20 protein-coding genes are annotated in these 20,459 nt (G+C 40.8%); 7 read left to right on the forward strand and 13 right to left on the reverse strand.

Features of this window, described 5'->3' with window-relative positions:
* Positions 1-24: 24 nt before the first annotated feature.
* On the reverse strand, positions 25-2,454 hold the full coding sequence (locus tag K1X76_04630) for an MMPL family transporter (protein ID MBX7148348.1): 2,430 nt from the start codon (positions 2,452-2,454) through the stop codon (positions 25-27).
* A gap of 75 nt (positions 2,455-2,529) precedes the next feature.
* Here K1X76_04630 and K1X76_04635 point away from each other — a divergent pair, with 75 nt between their 5' ends.
* The 3 genes from K1X76_04635 to K1X76_04645 all read left to right on the forward strand — a co-directional run bounded on the left by K1X76_04635 (position 2,530) and on the right by K1X76_04645 (position 6,028).
* Positions 2,530-4,128, forward strand: coding sequence for a methylcrotonoyl-CoA carboxylase (locus K1X76_04635; GenBank protein ID MBX7148349.1), 1,599 nt, complete (start codon positions 2,530-2,532; stop codon positions 4,126-4,128).
* 90 nt (positions 4,129-4,218) lie between these two features.
* Positions 4,219-4,998, forward strand: a complete 780-nt coding sequence (locus K1X76_04640; GenBank protein MBX7148350.1) for an enoyl-CoA hydratase/isomerase family protein — start codon at positions 4,219-4,221, stop codon at positions 4,996-4,998.
* A gap of 94 nt (positions 4,999-5,092) precedes the next feature.
* On the forward strand, positions 5,093-6,028 hold the full coding sequence (locus K1X76_04645; GenBank protein ID MBX7148351.1) for a hydroxymethylglutaryl-CoA lyase: 936 nt from the start codon (positions 5,093-5,095) through the stop codon (positions 6,026-6,028).
* Between the two features lie 15 nt (positions 6,029-6,043).
* Here the strand turns inward: K1X76_04645 and K1X76_04650 are convergent, their stop codons facing one another.
* Positions 6,044-6,547 (reverse strand): hypothetical protein, encoded by a 504-nt coding sequence (locus K1X76_04650; GenBank protein MBX7148352.1) that lies wholly within the window; start codon positions 6,545-6,547, stop codon positions 6,044-6,046.
* A gap of 160 nt (positions 6,548-6,707) precedes the next feature.
* Here K1X76_04650 and K1X76_04655 point away from each other — a divergent pair, with 160 nt between their 5' ends.
* Entirely contained in the window at positions 6,708-7,190 is a 483-nt protein-coding gene (locus K1X76_04655; GenBank protein MBX7148353.1) for a hypothetical protein, read from the forward strand.
* Positions 7,191-7,251: 61 nt separating this feature from the next.
* Here the strand turns inward: K1X76_04655 and lepB are convergent, their stop codons facing one another.
* From lepB to K1X76_04695, 8 genes are all read right to left on the reverse strand, one after another.
* Positions 7,252-7,995 carry a signal peptidase I gene (gene lepB, locus K1X76_04660; protein ID MBX7148354.1) on the reverse strand — a complete coding sequence of 248 codons (744 nt, stop codon included), beginning with the start codon at positions 7,993-7,995 and terminating at the stop codon, positions 7,252-7,254.
* 8 nt (positions 7,996-8,003) lie between these two features.
* Positions 8,004-9,803 carry a translation elongation factor 4 gene (lepA, locus tag K1X76_04665; GenBank protein MBX7148355.1) on the reverse strand — a complete coding sequence of 600 codons (1,800 nt, stop codon included), beginning with the start codon at positions 9,801-9,803 and terminating at the stop codon, positions 8,004-8,006.
* An 18-nt stretch (positions 9,804-9,821) separates the two neighbouring features.
* Positions 9,822-10,007 (reverse strand): ribbon-helix-helix domain-containing protein, encoded by a 186-nt coding sequence (locus K1X76_04670; protein MBX7148356.1) that lies wholly within the window; start codon positions 10,005-10,007, stop codon positions 9,822-9,824.
* A 44-nt stretch (positions 10,008-10,051) separates the two neighbouring features.
* Positions 10,052-10,870: an SPOR domain-containing protein gene (locus tag K1X76_04675; GenBank protein MBX7148357.1), complete on the reverse strand. Its 819-nt coding sequence runs from the start codon at positions 10,868-10,870 to the stop codon at positions 10,052-10,054.
* Positions 10,871-10,957: 87 nt separating this feature from the next.
* Complete coding sequence (locus K1X76_04680) at positions 10,958-12,373, reverse strand: insulinase family protein (protein MBX7148358.1); 1,416 nt, start codon at positions 12,371-12,373, stop codon at positions 10,958-10,960.
* Positions 12,370-13,842 (reverse strand): insulinase family protein, encoded by a 1,473-nt coding sequence (locus tag K1X76_04685; GenBank protein ID MBX7148359.1) that lies wholly within the window; start codon positions 13,840-13,842, stop codon positions 12,370-12,372. The genes K1X76_04680 and K1X76_04685 overlap by 4 nt, the downstream gene beginning before the upstream one ends.
* A gap of 43 nt (positions 13,843-13,885) precedes the next feature.
* Positions 13,886-15,649 (reverse strand): serine/threonine protein kinase, encoded by a 1,764-nt coding sequence (locus tag K1X76_04690; GenBank protein MBX7148360.1) that lies wholly within the window; start codon positions 15,647-15,649, stop codon positions 13,886-13,888.
* A 57-nt stretch (positions 15,650-15,706) separates the two neighbouring features.
* Entirely contained in the window at positions 15,707-16,324 is a 618-nt protein-coding gene (locus tag K1X76_04695; protein ID MBX7148361.1) for an RlmE family RNA methyltransferase, read from the reverse strand.
* Between the two features lie 171 nt (positions 16,325-16,495).
* Here K1X76_04695 and K1X76_04700 point away from each other — a divergent pair, with 171 nt between their 5' ends.
* The 3 genes from K1X76_04700 to K1X76_04710 are packed head-to-tail and all read left to right on the forward strand — an operon-like array spanning position 16,496 to position 18,352.
* A complete protein-coding gene (locus K1X76_04700; protein MBX7148362.1) occupies positions 16,496-16,780 on the forward strand; it encodes a hypothetical protein in 285 nt (94 codons plus the stop codon).
* Positions 16,780-17,679 (forward strand): site-specific tyrosine recombinase XerD, encoded by a 900-nt coding sequence (xerD, locus tag K1X76_04705; protein ID MBX7148363.1) that lies wholly within the window; start codon positions 16,780-16,782, stop codon positions 17,677-17,679. The genes K1X76_04700 and xerD overlap by 1 nt, the downstream gene beginning before the upstream one ends.
* A gap of 40 nt (positions 17,680-17,719) precedes the next feature.
* A complete protein-coding gene (locus K1X76_04710) occupies positions 17,720-18,352 on the forward strand; it encodes a hypothetical protein (GenBank protein ID MBX7148364.1) in 633 nt (210 codons plus the stop codon).
* On the opposite strand, the gene K1X76_04715 is transcribed toward K1X76_04710, so the two are convergent.
* From K1X76_04715 to rplQ, 3 genes are all read right to left on the reverse strand, one after another.
* A complete protein-coding gene (locus K1X76_04715; protein ID MBX7148365.1) occupies positions 18,324-18,692 on the reverse strand; it encodes a response regulator in 369 nt (122 codons plus the stop codon). The genes K1X76_04710 and K1X76_04715 overlap by 29 nt on opposite strands.
* A gap of 27 nt (positions 18,693-18,719) precedes the next feature.
* On the reverse strand, positions 18,720-19,766 hold the full coding sequence (locus K1X76_04720) for an AI-2E family transporter (GenBank protein ID MBX7148366.1): 1,047 nt from the start codon (positions 19,764-19,766) through the stop codon (positions 18,720-18,722).
* Between the two features lie 106 nt (positions 19,767-19,872).
* Positions 19,873-20,382, reverse strand: a complete 510-nt coding sequence (rplQ, locus tag K1X76_04725) for a 50S ribosomal protein L17 (GenBank protein ID MBX7148367.1) — start codon at positions 20,380-20,382, stop codon at positions 19,873-19,875.
* Positions 20,383-20,459: the final 77 nt, after the last annotated feature.

The raw sequence follows: 20,459 nt of genomic DNA on the forward strand, positions 1-20,459 counted from the left end.
CCTTTTATTAAAAAAACCAAAACATTATGCCTTATTTTTTGTTTTTAGATACTCCAGCAAAGCAGGATAAAACACAAGAGAAGTTAACATACAAGCTGTCATGCCAATAACAGCAAACTGGCCAATAGATTTAAGACCCGGGTGATGGGCAAAAATAAGTCCCACATACCCCATAATAGTTGTAGCAGAGGCCAAAAAACCAGTCATGCCAGAGGTAGACAAAGCCCTCATCACCGATTTTTTGCCCTCCTCTTCAAAACGGCTGTAAATATGAACGCAATTATCTTCCCCCATCCCCAACACCGTAGGAAGAGTGATCATGTTAAAAAAGTTAAATTTAAGACCGCACAGAGCGGCTGTAGCCACCATAGATACTAAACCAAAAATAACCATCCCAAAAACTGTTAAAGCTTTGGCTACATTTTTAAAATCGATGTATAGCAACAAGAGCAATGCGCCAATGCTCATCAGCATAGCCTCCTTGGTAGCGGCAAACATGGTGAGCAATACATTGGCAAAAACAACCGAATCAGAAGATGCATTATAAGTTTTATCATTAATTTTAATATCGTTTACTTCATTAAAAAAATCAACGGCATGGCGCCCATCATCAAGTTCCAAATCAGCTTTTGGAAATATAAACGCTAACATGGAAGGATCATTTACAGTTTCACTATGATACTGATCAATCAGCTCCTGCGGAACTTCCTGAGGATCCATCTTTTTGGTAGAGGCAATATTTCTTCTAAATTCATCTATTGCTTCTCGCTTTTTACCTTTAATCACATTTAAAGCATCATCATTTAAAAGAATCTCTATTTCGTGCAAAAGAGCCATTTTTTCATCCTGACGATCGGGATTTAAATCATAAACAGAGCGAAAACTTTCAAGGGTAGTGGCATCGGGGTTAGCATCTTTGCGCTTTTTAATTTCCTGCTTTAATAATTCGGCTTCTTCTTTGGATGTAATAATAAGTCCGGCAGGAGAATTAACCCTACCCGATACCTGGCGTATTTTTTCACGCGCAACGAGAGTTTTCTCGTCTTTAAACTTAAGAATCCCGTAATTCCATTCAAAACCAATTTTTGGCAAAAGCATACAACTGATAATAAAAATAATTACTCCTCCAACAAGTACTTTTTTATAGCCAGGAAAATGTGGCAACGCTTCAAATTTCTTATGTGTAGACGCTTTATGGCCTTTTTTAAGATTGAGCAGTTTTATTTTTTCGCAATATAAAAGCAAGGGCGGGAAAAAAATGATGTAGTTTAAAAGGACAATCAATAAACCCGTACCGGCAATAAAACCAAATTCGGAAAAACCTTTAAAATCGTTGATTACTAAAATAAAAAAACTGGCACATGTTGTAAGAACACTGGTTGTTGAAGCTTTGCCCGTTTTAGTAAAAACATTAACTAAGGCGTCTGCTTGACTAATACCATGATAACGATCATCTAAATAGCGGTCCATCATGTGAATCCCCACATCAATGCCTAGGCCACATAAAATAGAAAATAAGAAGGAGGTTACCACATTTAGGCTATCTACAAAAAAGGAGCAAAAGGCAAAGCCCTGCAAAATACCGGTAATTAATGGGATAAAAGTGATAAATACGGCGATAAACCTTCTAAAATAAATAAAGAGAATAATAAAAATGCCGATGGTTGAAACAAGCCCCGCGCGCGTTAAATCGCTAATAAGCGAGTTATATTCATTTACTTTAGTTAAAATGGAGCCCGCGTAACTTACATGAATATCATTTCCATATTCGTTAAGAGGAAAATTTTTTAAAGACTTTTCAATCTCCTTAAAAAAACCACTATAATATTTTAGACTCGTTTTTTCAGGATCAGGATACACCTTCATGTATAAAATAGTACCATCTGAATTAGCTACAAAAGGTGAACGGGCACTATTGATATAACCGGCATATTTATTAGATAAATCGTCAAAATCGAGGGATTCCTTTTTATGATCATCTCCTCCCAAATCAATATATAACCCACCCAGTTTTTCCTGCTGAATTCTGCGTTTTATTTTATCACGAATTTTTTCCAGATCTTCATAATCTAAAAATAACAGTTTGTGATCTTTTGAAAACTCATAGTTTTCATTTAAATACTTCACATCAAAAATTGCCGGATTTTTTTTAAGATAAGTCGCCATATCGGTAACAACACGCTCGTTTACCTCTTGAAAAGGCGAATCGATCACAACCACCACATTGTTGCCCTTTTGTTTTTTAGAAAATTTTTGTTTAATATCACGCGCTACTTTTACACTGGGATAGTCGTCGGGCAAAAGTGCCTGTAAATTGGTATTAATAGATGACAAGAGTTTGATACCACGCTGAGCGCTAAGCGCCGTAAGAACCACAACAAAGATAATAATCAACCACGAATAAGGAATTATTTTACGAAAAAGGTTCTCAAAAATGGATTTTTTACGACTCATAATAGGGGTTTAGACTCCTTGAAACAACCAAGCAAAACACTTGAAGATCGCTCAAAAGACATGTAGAGGTCTAGTATGATTCTAAAGTCAAAAATCTCGCCTGAGTCCAATTCTTATAAGGAAAATTATACTTTTCATCAATCACTCATTTTGGATTTAGATAATAAAAAATTAATCGTTGAAAACGCCCAAAATATAGCCGACGCCACGGGCAAAAAGCTTTCTGTTAAAGAGCGGATAAAAACACTCCTAGATCCGGATTCTGCTTTTTTAGAGCTTTCTACTTTAGCCGCTATTGATCAATACGATAACGAAGCTCCCGGGGCAGGAATTGTAACCGGTATTGGCCAGGTATGTAACCGCACGGTGATGATTGTAGCCAACAACTACAAGGTTAAAGGCGGCACTTATTTTCCACTGACCGTAAAAAAGCACCTAAGGGCCCAGGAAATTGCCTACGAAAACAACTTACCCTGTATTTATTTGGTAGATAGCGGTGGAGCTTTTTTACCACTACAAGCCGATGTATTTCCTGATCGAGATCATTTTGGACGCATTTTCTATAACCAAGCGCGTTTGTCTGCCAAAGGGATTCCACAAATTGCTGTAGTCCTGGGTTCGTGTACTGCGGGGGGGGCTTATGTTCCCAGCATGTGCGACGAATCGGTTATCGTAAAAAATCAGGGTACCATCTTTTTAGCAGGCCCTCCCCTGGTAAAAGCTGCTACCGGTGAAGTGGTAACAGCCGAAGATTTGGGCGGTGCGGATGTACATTGTAAGCAAAGTGGCGTAACCGACCATTATGCCGATAACGACACACATGCGCTGATGATTACACGTGATATTGTGAGCCATTTAGGACGGAAGAAACATTCTCTCTATACACCCTCTTCATCTTTCGCCAATCCTTTACACGATCCGAGCGAAATTTTGGGGATTTTGCCTAAAAATAAAAATCAGCAATTTGATGTCCGCGAAATCATCACCCGCCTTGTTGACGGATCGGAGTTTCACGAATTTAAACAACATTATGGCAATTCTCTTGTAACAGGTTTTGCCAACATCATGGGTTTTGAAGTAGGAATTTTGGCTAACAACGGTGTTCTCTTTAGTGAATCCGCTCAAAAAGCAGCCCATTTTATTGAGCTCTGCAATCAACGTCATATCCCTCTTGTTTTCTTGCAAAATATTACGGGCTTTATGGTGGGTAAAAAATACGAAGCTGAGGGAATAGCCAAGCATGGCGCTAAAATGGTAACGGCTGTTTCTACAACACGCGTTCCAAAATTTACCGTGATTATTGGTGGTTCTTATGGCGCCGGTAATTACGGCATGTGCGGCCGCGCTTTTGGACCCCGCATGCTTTTTATGTGGCCCAATAGCCGTATTTCAGTAATGGGTGGAGAGCAAGCGGCAAGTGTTCTTTCCACGGTGAAAATTGAACAGTTAAACAAGCAAGGTAAAAAATTAACAGAGAAAGAAATCGAAGCAATCCGTACCCCTATTTTAGAACGTTACGAACACGATGGTTCGCCCTACTTCAGCACCAGCCGATTGTGGGACGATGGTATTATTGACCCACGGCATACACGCGCTGTGTTAGGGTTATCGTTAGATGCTTGCCGTTATGGCAATCCCAGTTTTGACGGGCCGTTTGGATTATTTAGAATGTAGAGGCTACCCCATCTAACCTCCCCTTACAAAGGGGAGGAATGAATCGGGGTTCCCCTCCTTTGTAAGGAGGGGTCAGGGGAGGTAGATATTATGAACACACTTAAAATTACCAATCAAAATCAAATCACCACCATCACCCTAAACCGTCCCGATGTACGAAATGCCTTTAATGACACGCTCATCCTCGAACTGACAGATGCTTTTAAAGCAGCTTTTGCGGATAGAGGAACACGCGCCATCATTTTAAATGGCGAAGGAAAAGTATTCAGTGCTGGCGGCGATTTGGAATGGATGAAAAAAAGTGCCACCTATACACCCGAAAAAAATGCAGAAGATGCCTTAAAGCTAGCAGAACTTCTGGAAACCATGCTTTCCGGCTCTAAACCCATTATCACTTTAGTACACGGTATGGCCATGGGTGGAGCTTTGGGTTTAATTAGTGCTTCGGATATTGTTCTTTCAACAGCCGACTGTTTGTTCAGCTTCTCAGAAGTAAAATTAGGACTCATTCCGGCTGTCATTGGCCCTTTTGTCATCGATAAAATTGGTGAATCTCAAGCTCGCAAACTATTTATTACTGGCGAGCGATTTACAGCAGAAAATGCCAAAGCCATAAATCTTATTCACGATGTAGCAGCAAATGCAGAAGAGTTAATAAGTAAAGCTCAAGGGATTACAAAAGAAATTTTACAAAACTCTCCCAATGCTCTAAAGGAAGTAAAAACTTATTTCTGTACCTTGCCTAATAAAACGTGGCCCGATAAAATGAAATATGTAGCCAGCATGCTGGCAAAACTGCGTTCATCCGATGAAGGCCAAGAAGGCATGAAAGCTTTTTTTGAGAAAAGAAAACCGAAGTGGGCAGACTAACCCACCTCTATCTCCTCCCTTAACTTAAGGGAGGAGGACTTTCTTACCCTCCCCCTTAAGTTAAGGGGGAGCTGGAGGGGGTTACTCTTCATCTATGCGCGAAAAAATCAACATCATCGAAGTAGGCCCTAGAGACGGATTACAAAATGTTAAGGAACATTTATCCGTTGATCAAAAAATAAAACTTATTCAAAAACTGGTAAGCATTGGTTTTCATCATATTGAGGCAGGTGCTTTTGTAAACCCGGCTAAAGTACCTGCCATGCAAGGCACAGACGAAATTGCTCACCAGCTTACCCCGCTCCATCAAAAACTCTGGTATTTAGTTCCTAATTTGCATGGGCTCAAAAACGCACTCGCTCAAAAAATAACTCAAATCGCATTTTTTACAGCTGCTAGCGAAACGTTTAACCAAAAAAATATTGGCATGGGTGTGTATAAAAGTTTGGATGTTATTGCCGAGTGCGTAGAATACTTGCGTGATGAAGGCTATACTATTATTACCGATTTTAGCAAAACTCCCACTCATCACCGCGAAATTAAATTACGTCTTTATATTTCTACCGTTATTGCTTGCCCATACGATGGCCCCATGCAAGCTAAGCACACTTTGGATATTATTGAAAAAACCGAGGGGCTTGGTTTTTCGCAATATTCTCTAGGCGATACTATTGGCGTTGGCACCCCTAAAGACTGGAAAAATCTTTTAGATCTTTTTGACGAACGACATTTTGCAAAAAATATTTTTGCCATGCATTGTCATGATACCTATGCAACAGCCCTTTCTAACGTGGCCTACGGTTTAACAAGAGGGATTCGTTCGTTTGATAGTTCTATCGGCGGCTTAGGCGGCTGCCCCTACGCTCCGGGTGCCGGTGGCAATTTAGCCACGGAAGATCTGGTTTATTTTTTAGAAAACGAAGGTTTTGATACAGGTATTAATCTGGCTAACTTAAAAGATGTTTTTGATATCTCACGCACGGGAAATTTGTGCAACAACTCCAAGGTATTTAAAACATTTAAATCTTAACCAAAATTAGATAGCTTAAAACGAAAACCCCACGCCCGCTCGTACTTCACCACGGTAATCCCACGTTAAAAACGTACTGCCTACTACCTCCACAAAAGGATGAATATTTTTACCCACCGTAAACCTATTACCAAAACCAGCATGCACAATACGCGGAAACCCTCCGCCTACCAATACATAAGGATCAAATTGTGTGGGTGATTTTGTAAAATGGATCATAGCATCCAAGTCACCTGATGGCATAAAAAAACTATAGTCTAAATCGAGGCTATGATAAAGATCTACTCCAGCAGATAGACGAAGACCAAAATAAGGAGAAAAATAATGGGCTATATAACCATTTAGATTGTTAAACAAATAACCCAGCCTTGCATCCTCGGTATCAAAAATATCTTCTAAAGCAGTCACAGCACCACCACCAAACCCTGTAAATACACCAGCTTCCCAGCGTTTAGCCTCATCAGCCCATACCGGTTTTACCAAAACTAGACATATCAATAATATAAGAAAAACACGCATAAATATCTCCTTGTTAATGCTTAGAGCGGGCGTGCTTTATTAATGGGTAATCTTTTTTTGTATTCTTGAAGAATACGGAATATCCCCCCTCCACGCAACTTACGCACTTTTTTTTCCGATAATCCTGCATGGGCATGTCGTACTAACCAAAGGAGACTTTATGAAAACAAAAATAACTGTATTAACCGCCTTGATAGCACTTACCTTATCCCTTAGGGCCCAGGCCCGTCCTGCGGCCTTCTTGTTTGATTCACAACCGGCCACTGTAGCCGATGCACAAGTGGCCGACTCGCCGTGTACCCAATATGGCATCATCACCAATGCCATGGGTGTAGATAGTGTAAAATCTTATCCCAATATTTATGCCTGTGCCATGCAGGGGATGGTAACCGTCACAATTGAAGGGATTACTAACGCCCGTCATATCAATCAGCTCTATATTGAAGATAGCCAGGGGCCGCTGGTAGGAAAATACTCAAAAACAATTTTGCCCAATGGGGTGCGTATTGAGTTTATCCCTCCTCAACCCATTGTATCGGGCACAGAATTGCTGATTTCCCCTCAAAGCGATATTTTGGTAGAGCACAATGGACAATGGCGCCGTTTTCCTCGCGATATTGATTACTACGTAGAAGCTCTTTAAACAAAAACGGCCTGCTCCTTATTGAAAGAGTAGGCCGTTTTTATCATTTCTAAAAATTATTTTAAATAATCCCTTTGCCAAAACGCTTTAAGCGAATGCCGCCCAAGTCATCATCAAGCGATAACCAAATAAAAAGAGCTTTTCCTTTTAAATTTTCACGCGGCACAAAGCCCCACACGCGGCTATCGGCACTTTGATCACGATTATCTCCCATCACAAAGAAATGATTTTCGGGCACCACCAAATCAACCTCAGTATCGTTTGGCATTAAACGACTTCTTTGAATTAAATGCTGATACCCCATCATATCCTCAATTTTAACCTGGTAGTTTTCGTAACCGCGCGAAAAAGGCACTTTCTTTAAAACATCAGGCGCCTGCAGTGATTCGGCATCGGATACAATAAGCTTGCGATGATCGTCCGGATCTACACCTGTAATATTCAGATCTACCGAGGCAATTTTTTGATCGTTAATATATAAAACACCATCGTGAACACGAATGTGATCTCCTGGAAGTCCTACAACACGTTTAATAAAATCGAGGCTTTTGTCTTCGGGGTAAATAAAAACAATAACTTCACCACGCTTAGGCTCACTAAATTTGGCAATCCACTTTTCGGTACCCGGAATGCGCAAGCCGTAGACAAATTTATTAACGAAGATATGATCACCTACAAGCAAAGTGGGAACCATGGATTTAGACGGAATTTTGTAAGGTTCAATAATAAAGGAGCGAATCACAAAAGCCAAGAGTACGGCAGTAATAAGTGCTTCCGCATATTCGCGGATAATATTTTTTTTCATAATGCCCCCTAATCGATTTTCAACACAGCCAAAAAAGCCTCTTGCGGAATCTCCACATGCCCCACCTGCTTCATACGCTTTTTACCTTCTTTTTGTTTTTCGAGCAGTTTGCGTTTACGCGTAATATCACCCCCGTAGCATTTGGAGATAACATCTTTACGTAATGCTTTCACCGTTTCTCGCGCGATGATTTTGGAACCAATGGCCGCCTGAATAGCCACCTCGTACTGCTGCCTGGGAATGATTTCACGTAATTTTTTTACCAGCTCGCGCCCGCGGTAATACGAGTTATCTTTATGAACGATGATGGAGAGTGCATCCACCGGTTCGTCATTTACTAAAATATTGAGTTTAACCAGATTGGATGCCTTAAAGCCTGTTAATTCGTAATCTACCGACGCATAACCTTTGGTTACCGATTTTAATTTATCGTAAAAATCGAACATAATTTCCGGGAACGGCATCTCGTAATGCACCACCACACGGTCTGTTGTGATGTAATCAATTTTTTGCTGAATACCTCGTTTCGCTTCGCACAACTGGATGATATTACCCACAAAATCGCTGGGCACATGGATATGCACGTCAATATACGGTTCTTCCATGTGATCGATGGCAGTAGGTTCGGGCATAAACGACGGGTTTTCAATTTCTTCCATGGTACCATCGGTTAAATATACCTGATATTTCACCGTGGGCGATGTGGATATAAGCGCAAGATTATATTCACGTTCCAAACGCTCTTGCACAATTTCCATATGCAACAATCCCAAAAAGCCGCATCTAAATCCAAAACCCAAAGCCCCCGAAGTTTCGGGCTCAAAGCTAAAGGAGCTGTCATTAAGACGCAATTTTTCGAGTGAGTCTTTTAAATCTTCGTATTGATGCGATTCAACCGGATAAATACCACAAAACACCATGGGTTTAATTTCACGAAAGCCAGGTAGCATCTCCGTTGCAGGATTAGAAACGGAGGTAATAGTATCACCAATTTTGGTATCTCTAATTTCCTTAATACCAGCCACCACAAAGCCTACAGCACCAGTAGCCAAAACGGGAAACGACACCGGCTGCGGCGCAAAAGCCCCCACTTTAAGCACTTCGTAATCTTTATTCATGTGCATGAGCTTAATTTTATCGCCCACTTTAATCTGCCCATCCACCACACGTACCAGCATCACGGCACCCTGATAACTATCAAACCAGCTATCCACCACCAATGCTTTAAGAGGCTTATCTTCTTTGCCTTTTGGCGGCGGCACATACTGCACAACGGCTTCTAAAATTTCTTCAATACCAATGCCGCTTTTAGCACTGGCATGAATAGCATTATCGGTTGGTAACCCAATAACATCTTCTATTTGTTTGGAAATACGTACGGGATCGGCAGCGGGTAAATCGATTTTATTAAGAATAGGAATAATTTCCAAATTTTGATCGAGTGCCAAGTACACATTGGCCAGAGTTTGCGCCTGAACGCCTTGGGCTGCGTCTACAACAAGAAGCGCCCCTTCACAGGCCGCCAAGCTGCGCGATACTTCGTATTGGAAATCCACATGTCCGGGCGTATCGATCAGGTTAAATTCGTAATCTTCACCGTTTTTAGCACGATAAGTAAGACGCACCGAACTGGCTTTAATGGTAATACCGCGTTCACGTTCCAGTTCCATCGAATCGAGCATCTGCTCTTTCATCTGGCGCGCTTCTAGGCGTCCGGCTTTTTCAATAAGGCGATCGGCCAAAGTGGATTTACCGTGATCGATATGAGCAATAATACAAAAATTACGGCGATGTGAAACGTCTACCATGGTGTGTATCTAATCTGTTTACTTGGAATTATCAATTAAGGATAACTGCCCGGGAAGTTCTTTTTTATTTTTTTCCAAAATCATATCAATGCCCTGTCTAATAAACTCGGCAATAGGCACTTTTGTTTTTTCATTTAAGGCCTTGAGCAACTCATTTTGCTCCTCAGTAATATAAACCGTTGTGGATATTTTTTTACGCGACATAAAAGTGACACTATATATATTGTCATATAGTGTCAATCCTATAATCATCTCTCCACTACTTGAGATATCACCATGAAATTCTTACGGATATTCTGACTGGTTTTTTCCGCTATATCCTGCGAAGCATATTGTCCAATTTGCAAGACATACACGGTTTCGCCTGAAGACGATTGAAAACTTTTTTGTATGGTTTTGTAACCACCTTTTTCTAAACGCTCCTGCATTTTTTCCATTTTTTTAATGTCGGTATATTGCCCCACGTGCAGCGTGTAGCTTTTGGGCTTATTTTCCGGAATTATGTCTTCTGCTTTCACTTCAACTGGAGGCGCTTTTACCAAAACAGGTTCGGACTTTTTTACCTCTTCTTTTTTAGGAAGAGGAATTTCTTTTTCTGCCACTTTTACTGGCGTAGTTGCAGGCGCGGGTACTGGTTTAGAAACAGAGGGTATTACAGGCTCGTCTTTTTTGGGCGTTTCCATAGCAGGTCCTTCGGCCGTTGTTTTTTCAAGAACTTTGTTTTCTTCTTTAGGAACCGCCTCTTCTTTAATCGCGTCGGCGGGCAATGGCACAAAAGGCTTTTCGGCATCCTTCATTTCTAAATTTTGCTTTTCCCTTTCTAACTCGTCATAAAATGTCAGTTTAAACTGATCTTTATGCTCGGCAATAAGCTTTTTTAATTCTTCTTCCGGAATTTCCTGAGGTAAAATAGCGTGCTGGCGAGAAAAATCTATATTGATGCCCCATAAAAGTTTGGGACCAAAACGTGCCCCTACATAAAACACCACAATACCCATCACAACCAGTGTTACCACCGCCATCATGATTTGCCCTAAACTAAACTGAAAATACCCTTCGTCTTTCATTTGGCAGAAGTGGATGGTTAATGGTGGATGGTTAATGGTAAAAAACAATCTTCACCATCCACTATCCACTATCCACCATTCACTTTACTATTGATCATCCAGGGGCCTACTCACAACTTCTCCTAACTTATCCAAACCCACAATCTCTTTCTTATTTCCCACAATTAAAATCTCAAAATCGTCCGGACGCACATACTGCTTTAATACACGAGCCACATCGTCTGAGGTAACACCTAAAATACCTTTTTGATAAATGTTAAGATATTTTTTGGGATACGCGTAAAAATCATACTGCATATCGGTAACGGCAATTTTATAGGGATCGTCTAGTTGAAATACAAGCTGGTTTAAAATGGACTGACGAGCAAAATTAATTTCAGCATCTGTTATAGGGTTTTTTTCCAAAATATCGTGAATGGTTGCTTTTGATTCTTCAATAAGCTGAGTTGTAGAACCCGTTTTGGTACTGGTAGAAATGGCAAAAGTGCCATAGTCGGTATCAAATTCAAATTGCGAATAAATAGAATATGCCAAACCCAAGGTAGTACGAATACGCGAACCCAAACGCGAACCAAATGTGGATCCACCCAACACATAGTTTCCCAAAATAAGCGCATATTTATCGGGGTTAAAACGCTTTTCACCAAAATGCCCCATCATGATATTGGATTGGTTCACGGGTAAATCGATAATCTCCAGTTTTTTGCCCCATGTTTTTTGAACGGGTGCCACAAACGGTTTCGTTTTACCTGCCGCATTAAAACCTTCCATAAATGGCTTTAGCTTTTCTATCACCTCTTCCATTGTTAATTGAGATGATACGGCAATACGCATATTACCGGGCGTAAAATAATTGGCTATAAAAGCCTTCATATCGTCTACGCTAATATTTTTTGCTGTAGTCTCATTATAAATACGAACCCATTCGCTTTTATCGCCATACAGCATTTGAGCAAACTCTCTATCGGTAATACTTTCGGGCTCTTCATTGCGATGCGTGATAGCATCCAGCATTTGCGTACGCACCAGTTCTACGCGTTCGGCGTCAAGTCGGGGTGTTTTAAGCATTTCAAAAAATATTTTAAGCGTCTGATCTACATCTTTGGTTAAACACGACATCTTAAATACCGTACTCTCCCGTGAGGCTCCAACATCAATATCACTCGCAATTTTTTCAAGTTCCTCATCTACCTGATTGGGAGTATAACTGGATGTACCACCAATGCGTATAGACGACGTGAGTAAAGTCAGTAAACCTAGCTTTTGAGGATCTTCGTGAATAGCACCCACATTAATAAGAAGTTGAGCCTCAAAAACAGGAAGTTCACGATTGGGGTAATAAAATAATTGAAGGCCATTGGGAAAAGTGTAGGTAGGAACATCAGGCGCTTCAAAGGAAGGAACAGGTTTTTGCTCCAGTCGCGCTACTGTTTCATCCAAGGCACGGGCAAAGGGAGAACCCCACAAGATAGAGATAATAATAACGTACAAAAGTTTTTTCACTTTTTCTGCTCCATTTTCACGGTCACCATGCGGCCTGGCACAAAATAGGTTTGCGCCACACTTTTTAAATCATTGCTGGTAATAGCATGTATCTTTTCCTGCATTTTATATAAATATTTCCAGTCGTTGCTTAAGCTTTGATAAAACGTCACTAAGGTAGCCAGTCCCATATTAGACTTCAGCGACCAAATCATATCGGAATCCATTTTATTTTTAACCCTGGCCAATTCTTCGGGCTTTACTCCTTCTTGTTTTATTTTTTCCATCTCATCTAACACCACTTTTTGAATATCGTTGTTGGTAAAACCAGGAAGTGGCGACGCGTAAATGGTAAAAAGCCCATCTAAGCGGGAGGCCGGCAAGGAACTGTAACAATCAATCCCGGACGCCATTTTCTTTTCGGTAACTAAAACTTTAAACAAACGCGAGGTACGGCCATCACATAAAATTCCCTGCATCATATCAAACTTTTCATCATCAGAATGAGGGTGTGCAGGACGATGAAAACCCATATAAAAACGGGCTGTATCCGGACCTTCTAAAACTTTGGTACGAGGAAAAGAATTATCTAAAATTTGTGGCTTGTTTTCCAAAATTGTATCAGATGCTGCAGCAGGAAGATCACCAAAGTATTTTTCAATATATTGTTCAGCTTCTTTTACGTCAAAACTACCAGCCAAACCAATTACAATACGCTGCGGAATATAATAGCGGTTACGAAACTCCATAGCCTTATCGTAGGTGTATTGTTGAATTTCTTGTGGATACCCAATCACATTAATTTTATAGGGGCTTGAATCGAAAGCTGTATCTAAAAATGCTTCATACAATTTACCATCGGGATTATTATCGTAACGCATACGGCGTTCTTCGGCCACAACATCCCTCTCCTTAAAAAATTCACGCAGTACAGGATGTTTAAGACGCTCGCTTTCCATATAGGCCCATAATTCTAGTTTAGAGGCCGGCAGCGATACAAAATAACTGGTAAAATCGTTAGAGGTGGTAGCATTAATATCTCCGCCACCATTGCGTTGATAAATACGTACAAATTCGTTTTGATTGATAAGTTGCTGATGTTGAACTTCTAGGGCATGAAGTTTTTCTTCAAGAGCACTAACATCGGATCTGCCCTCTTTTTTAGCCTCTACAAGATCGGCTCCCACAGAAAACATTTCTTTTAAAACAGGCTCTTCGGCGGCGTAATTAGAGGTACCAATCGTAGTTGTCCCCTTAAAAGCCATGTGCTCAAAAAAATGAGCCAAGCCTGATGCCCCTTTAGATTCCTCAATATTGCCTACCTTGATGCGGATATAAGCCGAAAACACAGGAGCACCCGGCCGACTAACCAACAGCGCGGTTAAACCGTTTTTAAGATGAATTTCTTTAACGGGAAGCTTGAGGTTATTATGGGAAGAAGTGCAGGAAACAATAAAAGCTAAAAGAATAAGAGAAAGAAACTTTTTCACGGTTTCCCTTTATCTCAAAAGTCCCAAGTACTTACAAGTTAATTTACGAATCCTGACACAAAATAGCGGGAGCTTTTTTATCTTCGGTTTTTTGGGAAAAATTAACCTGGCACCGCACACTTTTAGCCTTAGAAATGCTTACACGTGTAGACGATTTAATTTTACCATCGGGGCTGGCAATAGAAAGCGTATGCGTTCCAACCGGCACTTTTTGAGAACGCAGTGGCGTGGAACTGCCACGGATTACCCCTCCTAAAAACACCTTTCCCCACGGCAACGCAGAAACCGTGATAAAACCGGTTTCCAATTTTTCGAGAGTATATGTTTTTTGAATTTCATTCTGAGTAGCGTTCAGCACAATTTTTTCCTGACGGCTTTTATACTCGGGGTGAAAAACACTCAAAGTATACTCCTGATTGTCGGTAAGTTTTTCCAGAGTAACCCACTGGCCTGGTGTTAATTTAATTTTTTCTTTGCCCTGTGTTAATTCTACACTGGCGCTAGCCGGTTCTACCGTAACCAGAACACGGGCATTAAAAACAGGTTTAGGCACTTTAGGTTCGGGACGCTCCACAGCAGGCGCCGCTATGAGTGGCGGCACTACAGCTGCAGTTTCCGGCAAGGCCGGTGGTACTTTTTTAAAAAAGTGCCACACACTTAAAAGCGCTACCAACAAAACACCGGCAGCAACAATTGCCTCTTTCTTCCAGCTCAACCTACCCGGTTTGTCCTGCGCTTCAGACGGGTCCGACAAGTTTGATTTTACCAAAACCCGCGTTTTGCGCGACACATCGGCCACATCCAAGCGGGTTAAATCGTGAATAACGGTAGAGCGAGATTCTTCGCGGTGCTTTTTTGTTTTTTCCAATAATTCTGCGCCAAAGAGATCCTGCAAAAAATATTTAACTTCTAGCGAAGTTGATACATAGCGCTTCTCAAACTGGTATTCACGTAAATCACGGTATAAAAGACGCACACTAGCATAGCGATCATCAGGATTTTGAGCCAACGTTTTAAGGATGATAGATTTTAATTTGTCGTCAATACCGGCTTCATCTAAATATTTATGTTCAATAGCGCAATTGCGAACCGCATTTAATATTTCAATATCGTTAATCCCCTTAAATAAACGGTGCCCTGTGACTAATTCGTAAAAAATAATGCCTAAAGAAAAAATATCGCTGCGCGGGTCTACCGGATGGCCTTGCGCTTGCTCGGGAGACATGTAGGTAAATTTCCCCTTAAGCGTCCCCGCCGTGGTATCACCCGCCTTGCCCATAATTTTGGAAATACCAAAATCGGTAATTTTTACGTCACCATCTAAACTGATTAAAATATTCTGCGGTGAAATATCACGATGGACAATACCCAAACCATGGCTTTCACCATCCTTTTTTTCATGGGCGTACATAAGACCCATGCATATTTTTTCGATAATGTAGAGAGTAAGGGGAACGGGAATTTTTTGGCGCGTGATATCCAGTCGATTGGTGATTTTGCGCAAATCAAAACCATCTACAAATTCCAAAACTATGTAATAAATATTATCGTCGCGATTCAGTTCGTAAACCTGAACAATATTGGCGTGGTTTAAATGAACCAAAACCTTGGCTTCATCCACCAGCATTTTAATAAACTCATCATTTTCGGCCCAGTGCGGAAGAATTTTTTTGATAGCCACATCTTTAACAAAACCTTCCACCCCATGCAGCTTGGCACGATAAACCGTGGCCATCCCACCACTGGCAATAGTCTCCACCAGCAGATAACGACCCAAGGTTTCCAGCACTTTAAGCATATGTGTCATCTATCGCACAAGGACGCATAATATCAATCAAAACATGACAATATTGAGGTGATTTGTTTAATCTTTGCGCCCTTTAAAACCTTGGGTTACCAGGTAGGTTTCATCGGAGGTTTTACGGGTACTATCTAAATTGACTTGGGTAAAGCGCTCAAAATTGCGTTTCATATCCCTAATAATCTCAACCGCATCGGGTCCGGGGAAGATTTTACAGATAAAACCTCCCCCTTTTTGTAAGGCTAAAAAAGCAAAGTCCAAAGCAATGCGCACCAGCTCGTACGAGTCGGCCATATCCTTAAATTTAATGCCGGTAAGCTTGGGTGCCATGTCGCTTATCACCCAATGAGCCTTCCCGCCCAGGGTTTTAAGAGTCTGTTCTCGCACTTCTTTCTTAGTAAAATCCCCTTGTATATAAGCCACTTCTTGCCTTGGAGTAAAAGTAATAGGTGCATAGTCTACCCCCACCACTTTCACAACCCCCTGAACCTTAAATAAGGGAGCATCATTGAGTACTTTAAGCCACCCACCCGGAGCACAACCTAAATCGATGATGCTATTTCCCGTCTTTAAAATGCGATATTTTTTATTGAGTTCTATCAATTTATAAGCAGCTCTTGAAGGATACCCCTCTTCTTTAGCCATTTGATAAAACTTATCTTTTCTGTCGTAGTGCGTCATATCGTCAAACAAAAAATAAGCCCTTGGGCTCTACTAATCGGCATAAAAGTAACATCACTAGCGTTCTCAATAAAAACTTTGCCTGCCAAGGTTTTTAATCTTGAATTTTTAAAAAAGATAGCGCTAATATAAAGCGTCATCTGATCTGTCCGTTATAAAGAAGGTATGGTTATGAAAAGAATGGCTGCCTATCTTACTTTAGGCCTTGTACTTGTAAGCTTCAATGCTCTCGCTACAGGTCAATCCATGCACCGCTCCAAACCGATGGAATCTACAAAAATTTCGGAACCCAAAGATAAAGTTAAGCCTTTACCCTCCAACTTTAAAGACGAAATGCATGAGCTTAACCAAACACTGACCGATATGAACAATAACATTAATAATGTTCAAATTAGCCAAGACTTTAATTTTTCTATTAGCGCCATTCAGGGTGCCAACTTTCGGGTAAGTTTCTAATGCTTGTAGGTCAGGCTGCCGATCACTATCTCCGCTTCCTCACGGTAGAGCGAGGTCTTTCCTCTAAAACAATTGAAGCTTATCGCAATGATCTTAATCTCTTTATCCTTCATCTTACGGCTCATTCTAAGCCAGAACCCTTAGCTCATGACATTACCGATAGTCAGGTGCTGTCTTTTTTACGGAGCCGTAAAAAGGCCGATTTGCGCACCCGTACCTTAGCCCGCAATTTAACCACCCTCCGTAATTTTTTTAAATTTTTAATAAGTGAAAAGATAGTGACGGTAGATGTAACACAAAATTTGGAACATCCCCGTCTTGAAAAAAAGCTCCCCAAGTTTTTAACCTTGCAAGAAATCAATTTATTGCTGCAGGAAAAAACGCAAGACGAACCCTGGCATCATCGTAATCGCGCCATGCTGGAGCTTTTGTACGCAACCGGTATCCGCGTGTCGGAACTGGTAAACCTAGAGATGAATCATGTAAATTTAAATGGAGGTTATTTGATAGCCTACGGCAAAGGTTCTAAAGAACGCGTGGTCCCTATTGGGAGTGCTGCCATAGCCGCCCTAAAAGATTATTGTGAAAACTACCGCCCACAACTCTTAAAAAGCAAACGTTCCAACTTTTTATTTTTAGGCATTCATGGCGATGGATTAACCCGCCAAAACTTTTGGATAAGCCTTAAAAAACAGGCAAGACTGGCCGGTATTAAAACCCCCATCAGCCCCCACGTCCTGCGCCATTCGTTTGCCACGCATTTACTGGAAGGCGGCGCCGATTTACGCTCGGTTCAGGTAATGTTGGGACATGCCGATATTTCTACCACACAAATTTACACACATGTGAGCCGCAAGCATTTGTTGGATGTGCATAAAAAGTTTCATCCGCGAGGATAATCTCCCTTGAACTCACCAGATGGGTTTGATACCTACCCCCATGGCTAAAGAAAGGGATTTTCCCTTTGCACATGACCTTACCAAAGACATCCGTCATTACCCCGAGGGACTTACCGTCTTAACAGGTGATATTTTGGAAATTGGGCCCGGCCGTGGAGATCTCTTGCTTGAAAAAGCATCGGAATATCGCGATAAAAAATTTGTAGCGGTAGAAATTGGCAAAAAGCGTTTTACCAAGATGATCCCTCGGATTGAAAAGAAAAAACTCACCAATATCAGTTTATGGGGTGGCGATGCGCGCTTGATTGTACCGCAATATGCTAAAGCTGAAACTTTTGAGCAAATCATGGTACTTTTTCCCGACCCCTGGCCCAAAGACCGGCATGCTTTTCGCCGTCTTTTAAATCTTAAGTTTTTATGGATTTTAGCCAATCTTTTAAAACCAGGTGGTTTGTTTTTACATGCCACCGATGATGAGCCTTATGCACGTTGGGTGATGGAAAATTTAAAACAGGTTCCTTGGCTTACAAATACACTAGCCCCTCTGGAATACACTGATACCCTGCCCGAATTAACTGAAACCTTTTTTGAAAAAAAATGGAAGGATATGGGACGAAAACTATATTTTATAAGGTATAAAAAAATTAAGCTAACGACTGCTCAATTAAATTAAGAAGTTCTTTATCGTTATAAGGTTTGCGTATAAAATATTTTACCTTATAACTTTTCATCACTTCTTCCATGCCCGATTCACTCACACCGCTTAAAATAATTACCGGAATATCCATGGTCTCTTCATTTTCTCGCAGCATTTCTAATACAGCTGAACCTTTACCGTAGGGCATTTGCCAATCGAGCAAAATTAAATTTGGCTTTTCTTTTTGGGCCACTTCTACAGCTTGAATACCCTGATAGGCTTTCAAAATGCCGTAGTTATTATTTGCTAACCGCATAGCAATTATTTCCACTAAATCAGCATCGTCATCCGCAATTAAAATTTTTGCTTTTGTCATGACTTTCCCTTTCAATCCTAAGCAAAACTATTTAACAAAATCTTCTCTATAAATTCTTACACTCGCTAAAAATAATGCCATTATTACTGGACCAAACAAAATACCAATAGGCCCAAACAAACTAATACCTCCAAATAACGAAAAGAAAATAAGTAAAATATGAACCTTGGCTTTGCCCCGCATAATAAGGGGTTTAATAATATTATCTACTCCCGAAATGAGTACAGCTCCGTAAATTAAAATAAACAAACCCCATTTGGTATCCCCCATCGCAAGCAAGGTAAGCCCAACGGGCAGCCATACCGACGTTGCACCAATAATAGGCACAAGCGACATAAAATACGTAAGAGTTGCAAATACCAGAGGCGCTTTTACGCCAGCAATACCAAAACCAATCCAAGCGAGTCCGGCTTGAACTAAGGCCGTTAGCAAATAACCATATACGGTAGCGTAAATCATATTTTGGCTTTCTGAAAGAAGCCTATCTTCGTACTTTCCAGAAATGGGAGATAAATCGAGCAGAATACGGATAAGATTTTTCCCCTCAATGAGTACAAAAAAGAGAGTAAAATGCATCACAAAAAAACCAAACATAAACGAAAGCGTACGGCCTAATACCTCAGGTGAATAATTGTATACATAACGCGCTACTTCGCCACCTACGCGCGTAATAAGACCAGGCACATCAATTGTAATATGCAGATGCGTTTCTAATTTTGTAGACAGCGGCTCAATATAATCACGATAAAAATTTTGGTTGGTAATAGTGGAAAAAAATGAGTTTAAATCGAGGGTAGAAACAAAACTTACCGTTTCCGAAATAATTTGAACAACAACCAAACTAAACGGCAGCACCAAAATTAAAAAAGTTAAAAACGTGGTAATGAACGAAGTAAGATAAGAGCGATTTTTTAATTTTTTAAGAAGAAACTCGTAAGCCGGATATAAAAGTATAGCCACAATACAGGCTAACACTACAGCCATAAAAACGGGCTTAAGGAGGAGAAAAAATCCAACCCCTAATGCAACCAGTAAAAAAAGAAACGCTCGGCGTTCATCCACAACCTGCTTCATACTAATCCGTTAAAAACTTAAGGTACGTTAAAGACTGCTTTATACTGAGCAGATTCATTATATAATCACAAATGAGCTGCTCTGTAAGAAACCGGATTATGGAGCTTTACTTCTTTTTTGTCGACTTCTTTTCTTTAGAAGCTTTAGCGGCCTTGGGAGCTTTTTCCTTTTTTTCGGCTTTAGGCGCTTTAGCGGCCTTTTCCTTTTTGGGAGCTGCTGCTTTTTTAGGTTTATCGCCACTAGGAACGGCGTGAACACCGGTACCGGGCAAATATTCAATAATAGCCATGGGCGATGAATCGCCAAGACGGTAGCCTAATTTAAGAACGCGGGTATACCCACCGTTACGGTCGGCAAAACGAGGAGCCAAGGTATCAAAAAGTTTTACTACAGCTTCACGCGAGCGCATAAAGTTAAACGATTGACGACGAGCAGCCAAATCATTCTTTTTACCCAAGGTAATAAGATGATCGGCAAACGAACGCAACTCTTTAGCACGAGGCAGCGTGGTTTCAATGCGCTCATGCATAATGAGAGAAGCTGCCATATTTTTAAACATGGCCAAGCGATGTTGTGTTTTACGCCCTAACTTACGTCCAGATACTTTATGTCTCATATAAACAGGTAAATGGTGGATGGTGGATGGTGGATGGCAAGAATCTTTTACCATTCACTATCAACTATCCACTATTC

The organism is bacterium, assembly GCA_019695305.1.
Taxonomy (GTDB): Bacteria; UBA10199; UBA10199; order UBA10199; family JAIBAG01; genus JAIBAG01.

Excerpts from the sequence above, each read along its gene's own strand:
- K1X76_04690 (MBX7148360.1), bottom strand. The coding sequence starts at position 15,649 with ATGACACATATGCTTAAAGTGCTGGAAACCTTGGGTCGTTATCTGCTG.
- K1X76_04715 (MBX7148365.1), bottom strand. The coding sequence starts at position 18,692 with ATGACAAAAGCAAAAATTTTAATTGCGGATGACGATGCTGATTTAGTG.
- K1X76_04710 (MBX7148364.1), top strand. The coding sequence starts at position 17,720 with ATGGCTAAAGAAAGGGATTTTCCCTTTGCACATGACCTTACCAAAGAC.
- xerD (MBX7148363.1), top strand. The coding sequence starts at position 16,780 with ATGCTTGTAGGTCAGGCTGCCGATCACTATCTCCGCTTCCTCACGGTA.
- K1X76_04695 (MBX7148361.1), bottom strand. The coding sequence starts at position 16,324 with ATGACGCACTACGACAGAAAAGATAAGTTTTATCAAATGGCTAAAGAA.
- K1X76_04670 (MBX7148356.1), bottom strand. The coding sequence starts at position 10,007 with ATGTCGCGTAAAAAAATATCCACAACGGTTTATATTACTGAGGAGCAA.
- K1X76_04630 (MBX7148348.1), bottom strand. The coding sequence starts at position 2,454 with ATGAGTCGTAAAAAATCCATTTTTGAGAACCTTTTTCGTAAAATAATT.
- K1X76_04700 (MBX7148362.1), top strand. The coding sequence starts at position 16,496 with ATGAAAAGAATGGCTGCCTATCTTACTTTAGGCCTTGTACTTGTAAGC.
- rplQ (MBX7148367.1), bottom strand. The coding sequence starts at position 20,382 with ATGAGACATAAAGTATCTGGACGTAAGTTAGGGCGTAAAACACAACAT.
- lepA (MBX7148355.1), bottom strand. The coding sequence starts at position 9,803 with ATGGTAGACGTTTCACATCGCCGTAATTTTTGTATTATTGCTCATATC.
- K1X76_04720 (MBX7148366.1), bottom strand. The coding sequence starts at position 19,766 with ATGAAGCAGGTTGTGGATGAACGCCGAGCGTTTCTTTTTTTACTGGTT.
- K1X76_04655 (MBX7148353.1), top strand. The coding sequence starts at position 6,708 with ATGAAAACAAAAATAACTGTATTAACCGCCTTGATAGCACTTACCTTA.
- lepB (MBX7148354.1), bottom strand. The coding sequence starts at position 7,995 with ATGAAAAAAAATATTATCCGCGAATATGCGGAAGCACTTATTACTGCC.
- K1X76_04650 (MBX7148352.1), bottom strand. The coding sequence starts at position 6,547 with ATGCGTGTTTTTCTTATATTATTGATATGTCTAGTTTTGGTAAAACCG.
- K1X76_04645 (MBX7148351.1), top strand. The coding sequence starts at position 5,093 with ATGCGCGAAAAAATCAACATCATCGAAGTAGGCCCTAGAGACGGATTA.
- K1X76_04635 (MBX7148349.1), top strand. The coding sequence starts at position 2,530 with ATGATTCTAAAGTCAAAAATCTCGCCTGAGTCCAATTCTTATAAGGAA.
- K1X76_04675 (MBX7148357.1), bottom strand. The coding sequence starts at position 10,870 with ATGAAAGACGAAGGGTATTTTCAGTTTAGTTTAGGGCAAATCATGATG.
- K1X76_04640 (MBX7148350.1), top strand. The coding sequence starts at position 4,219 with ATGAACACACTTAAAATTACCAATCAAAATCAAATCACCACCATCACC.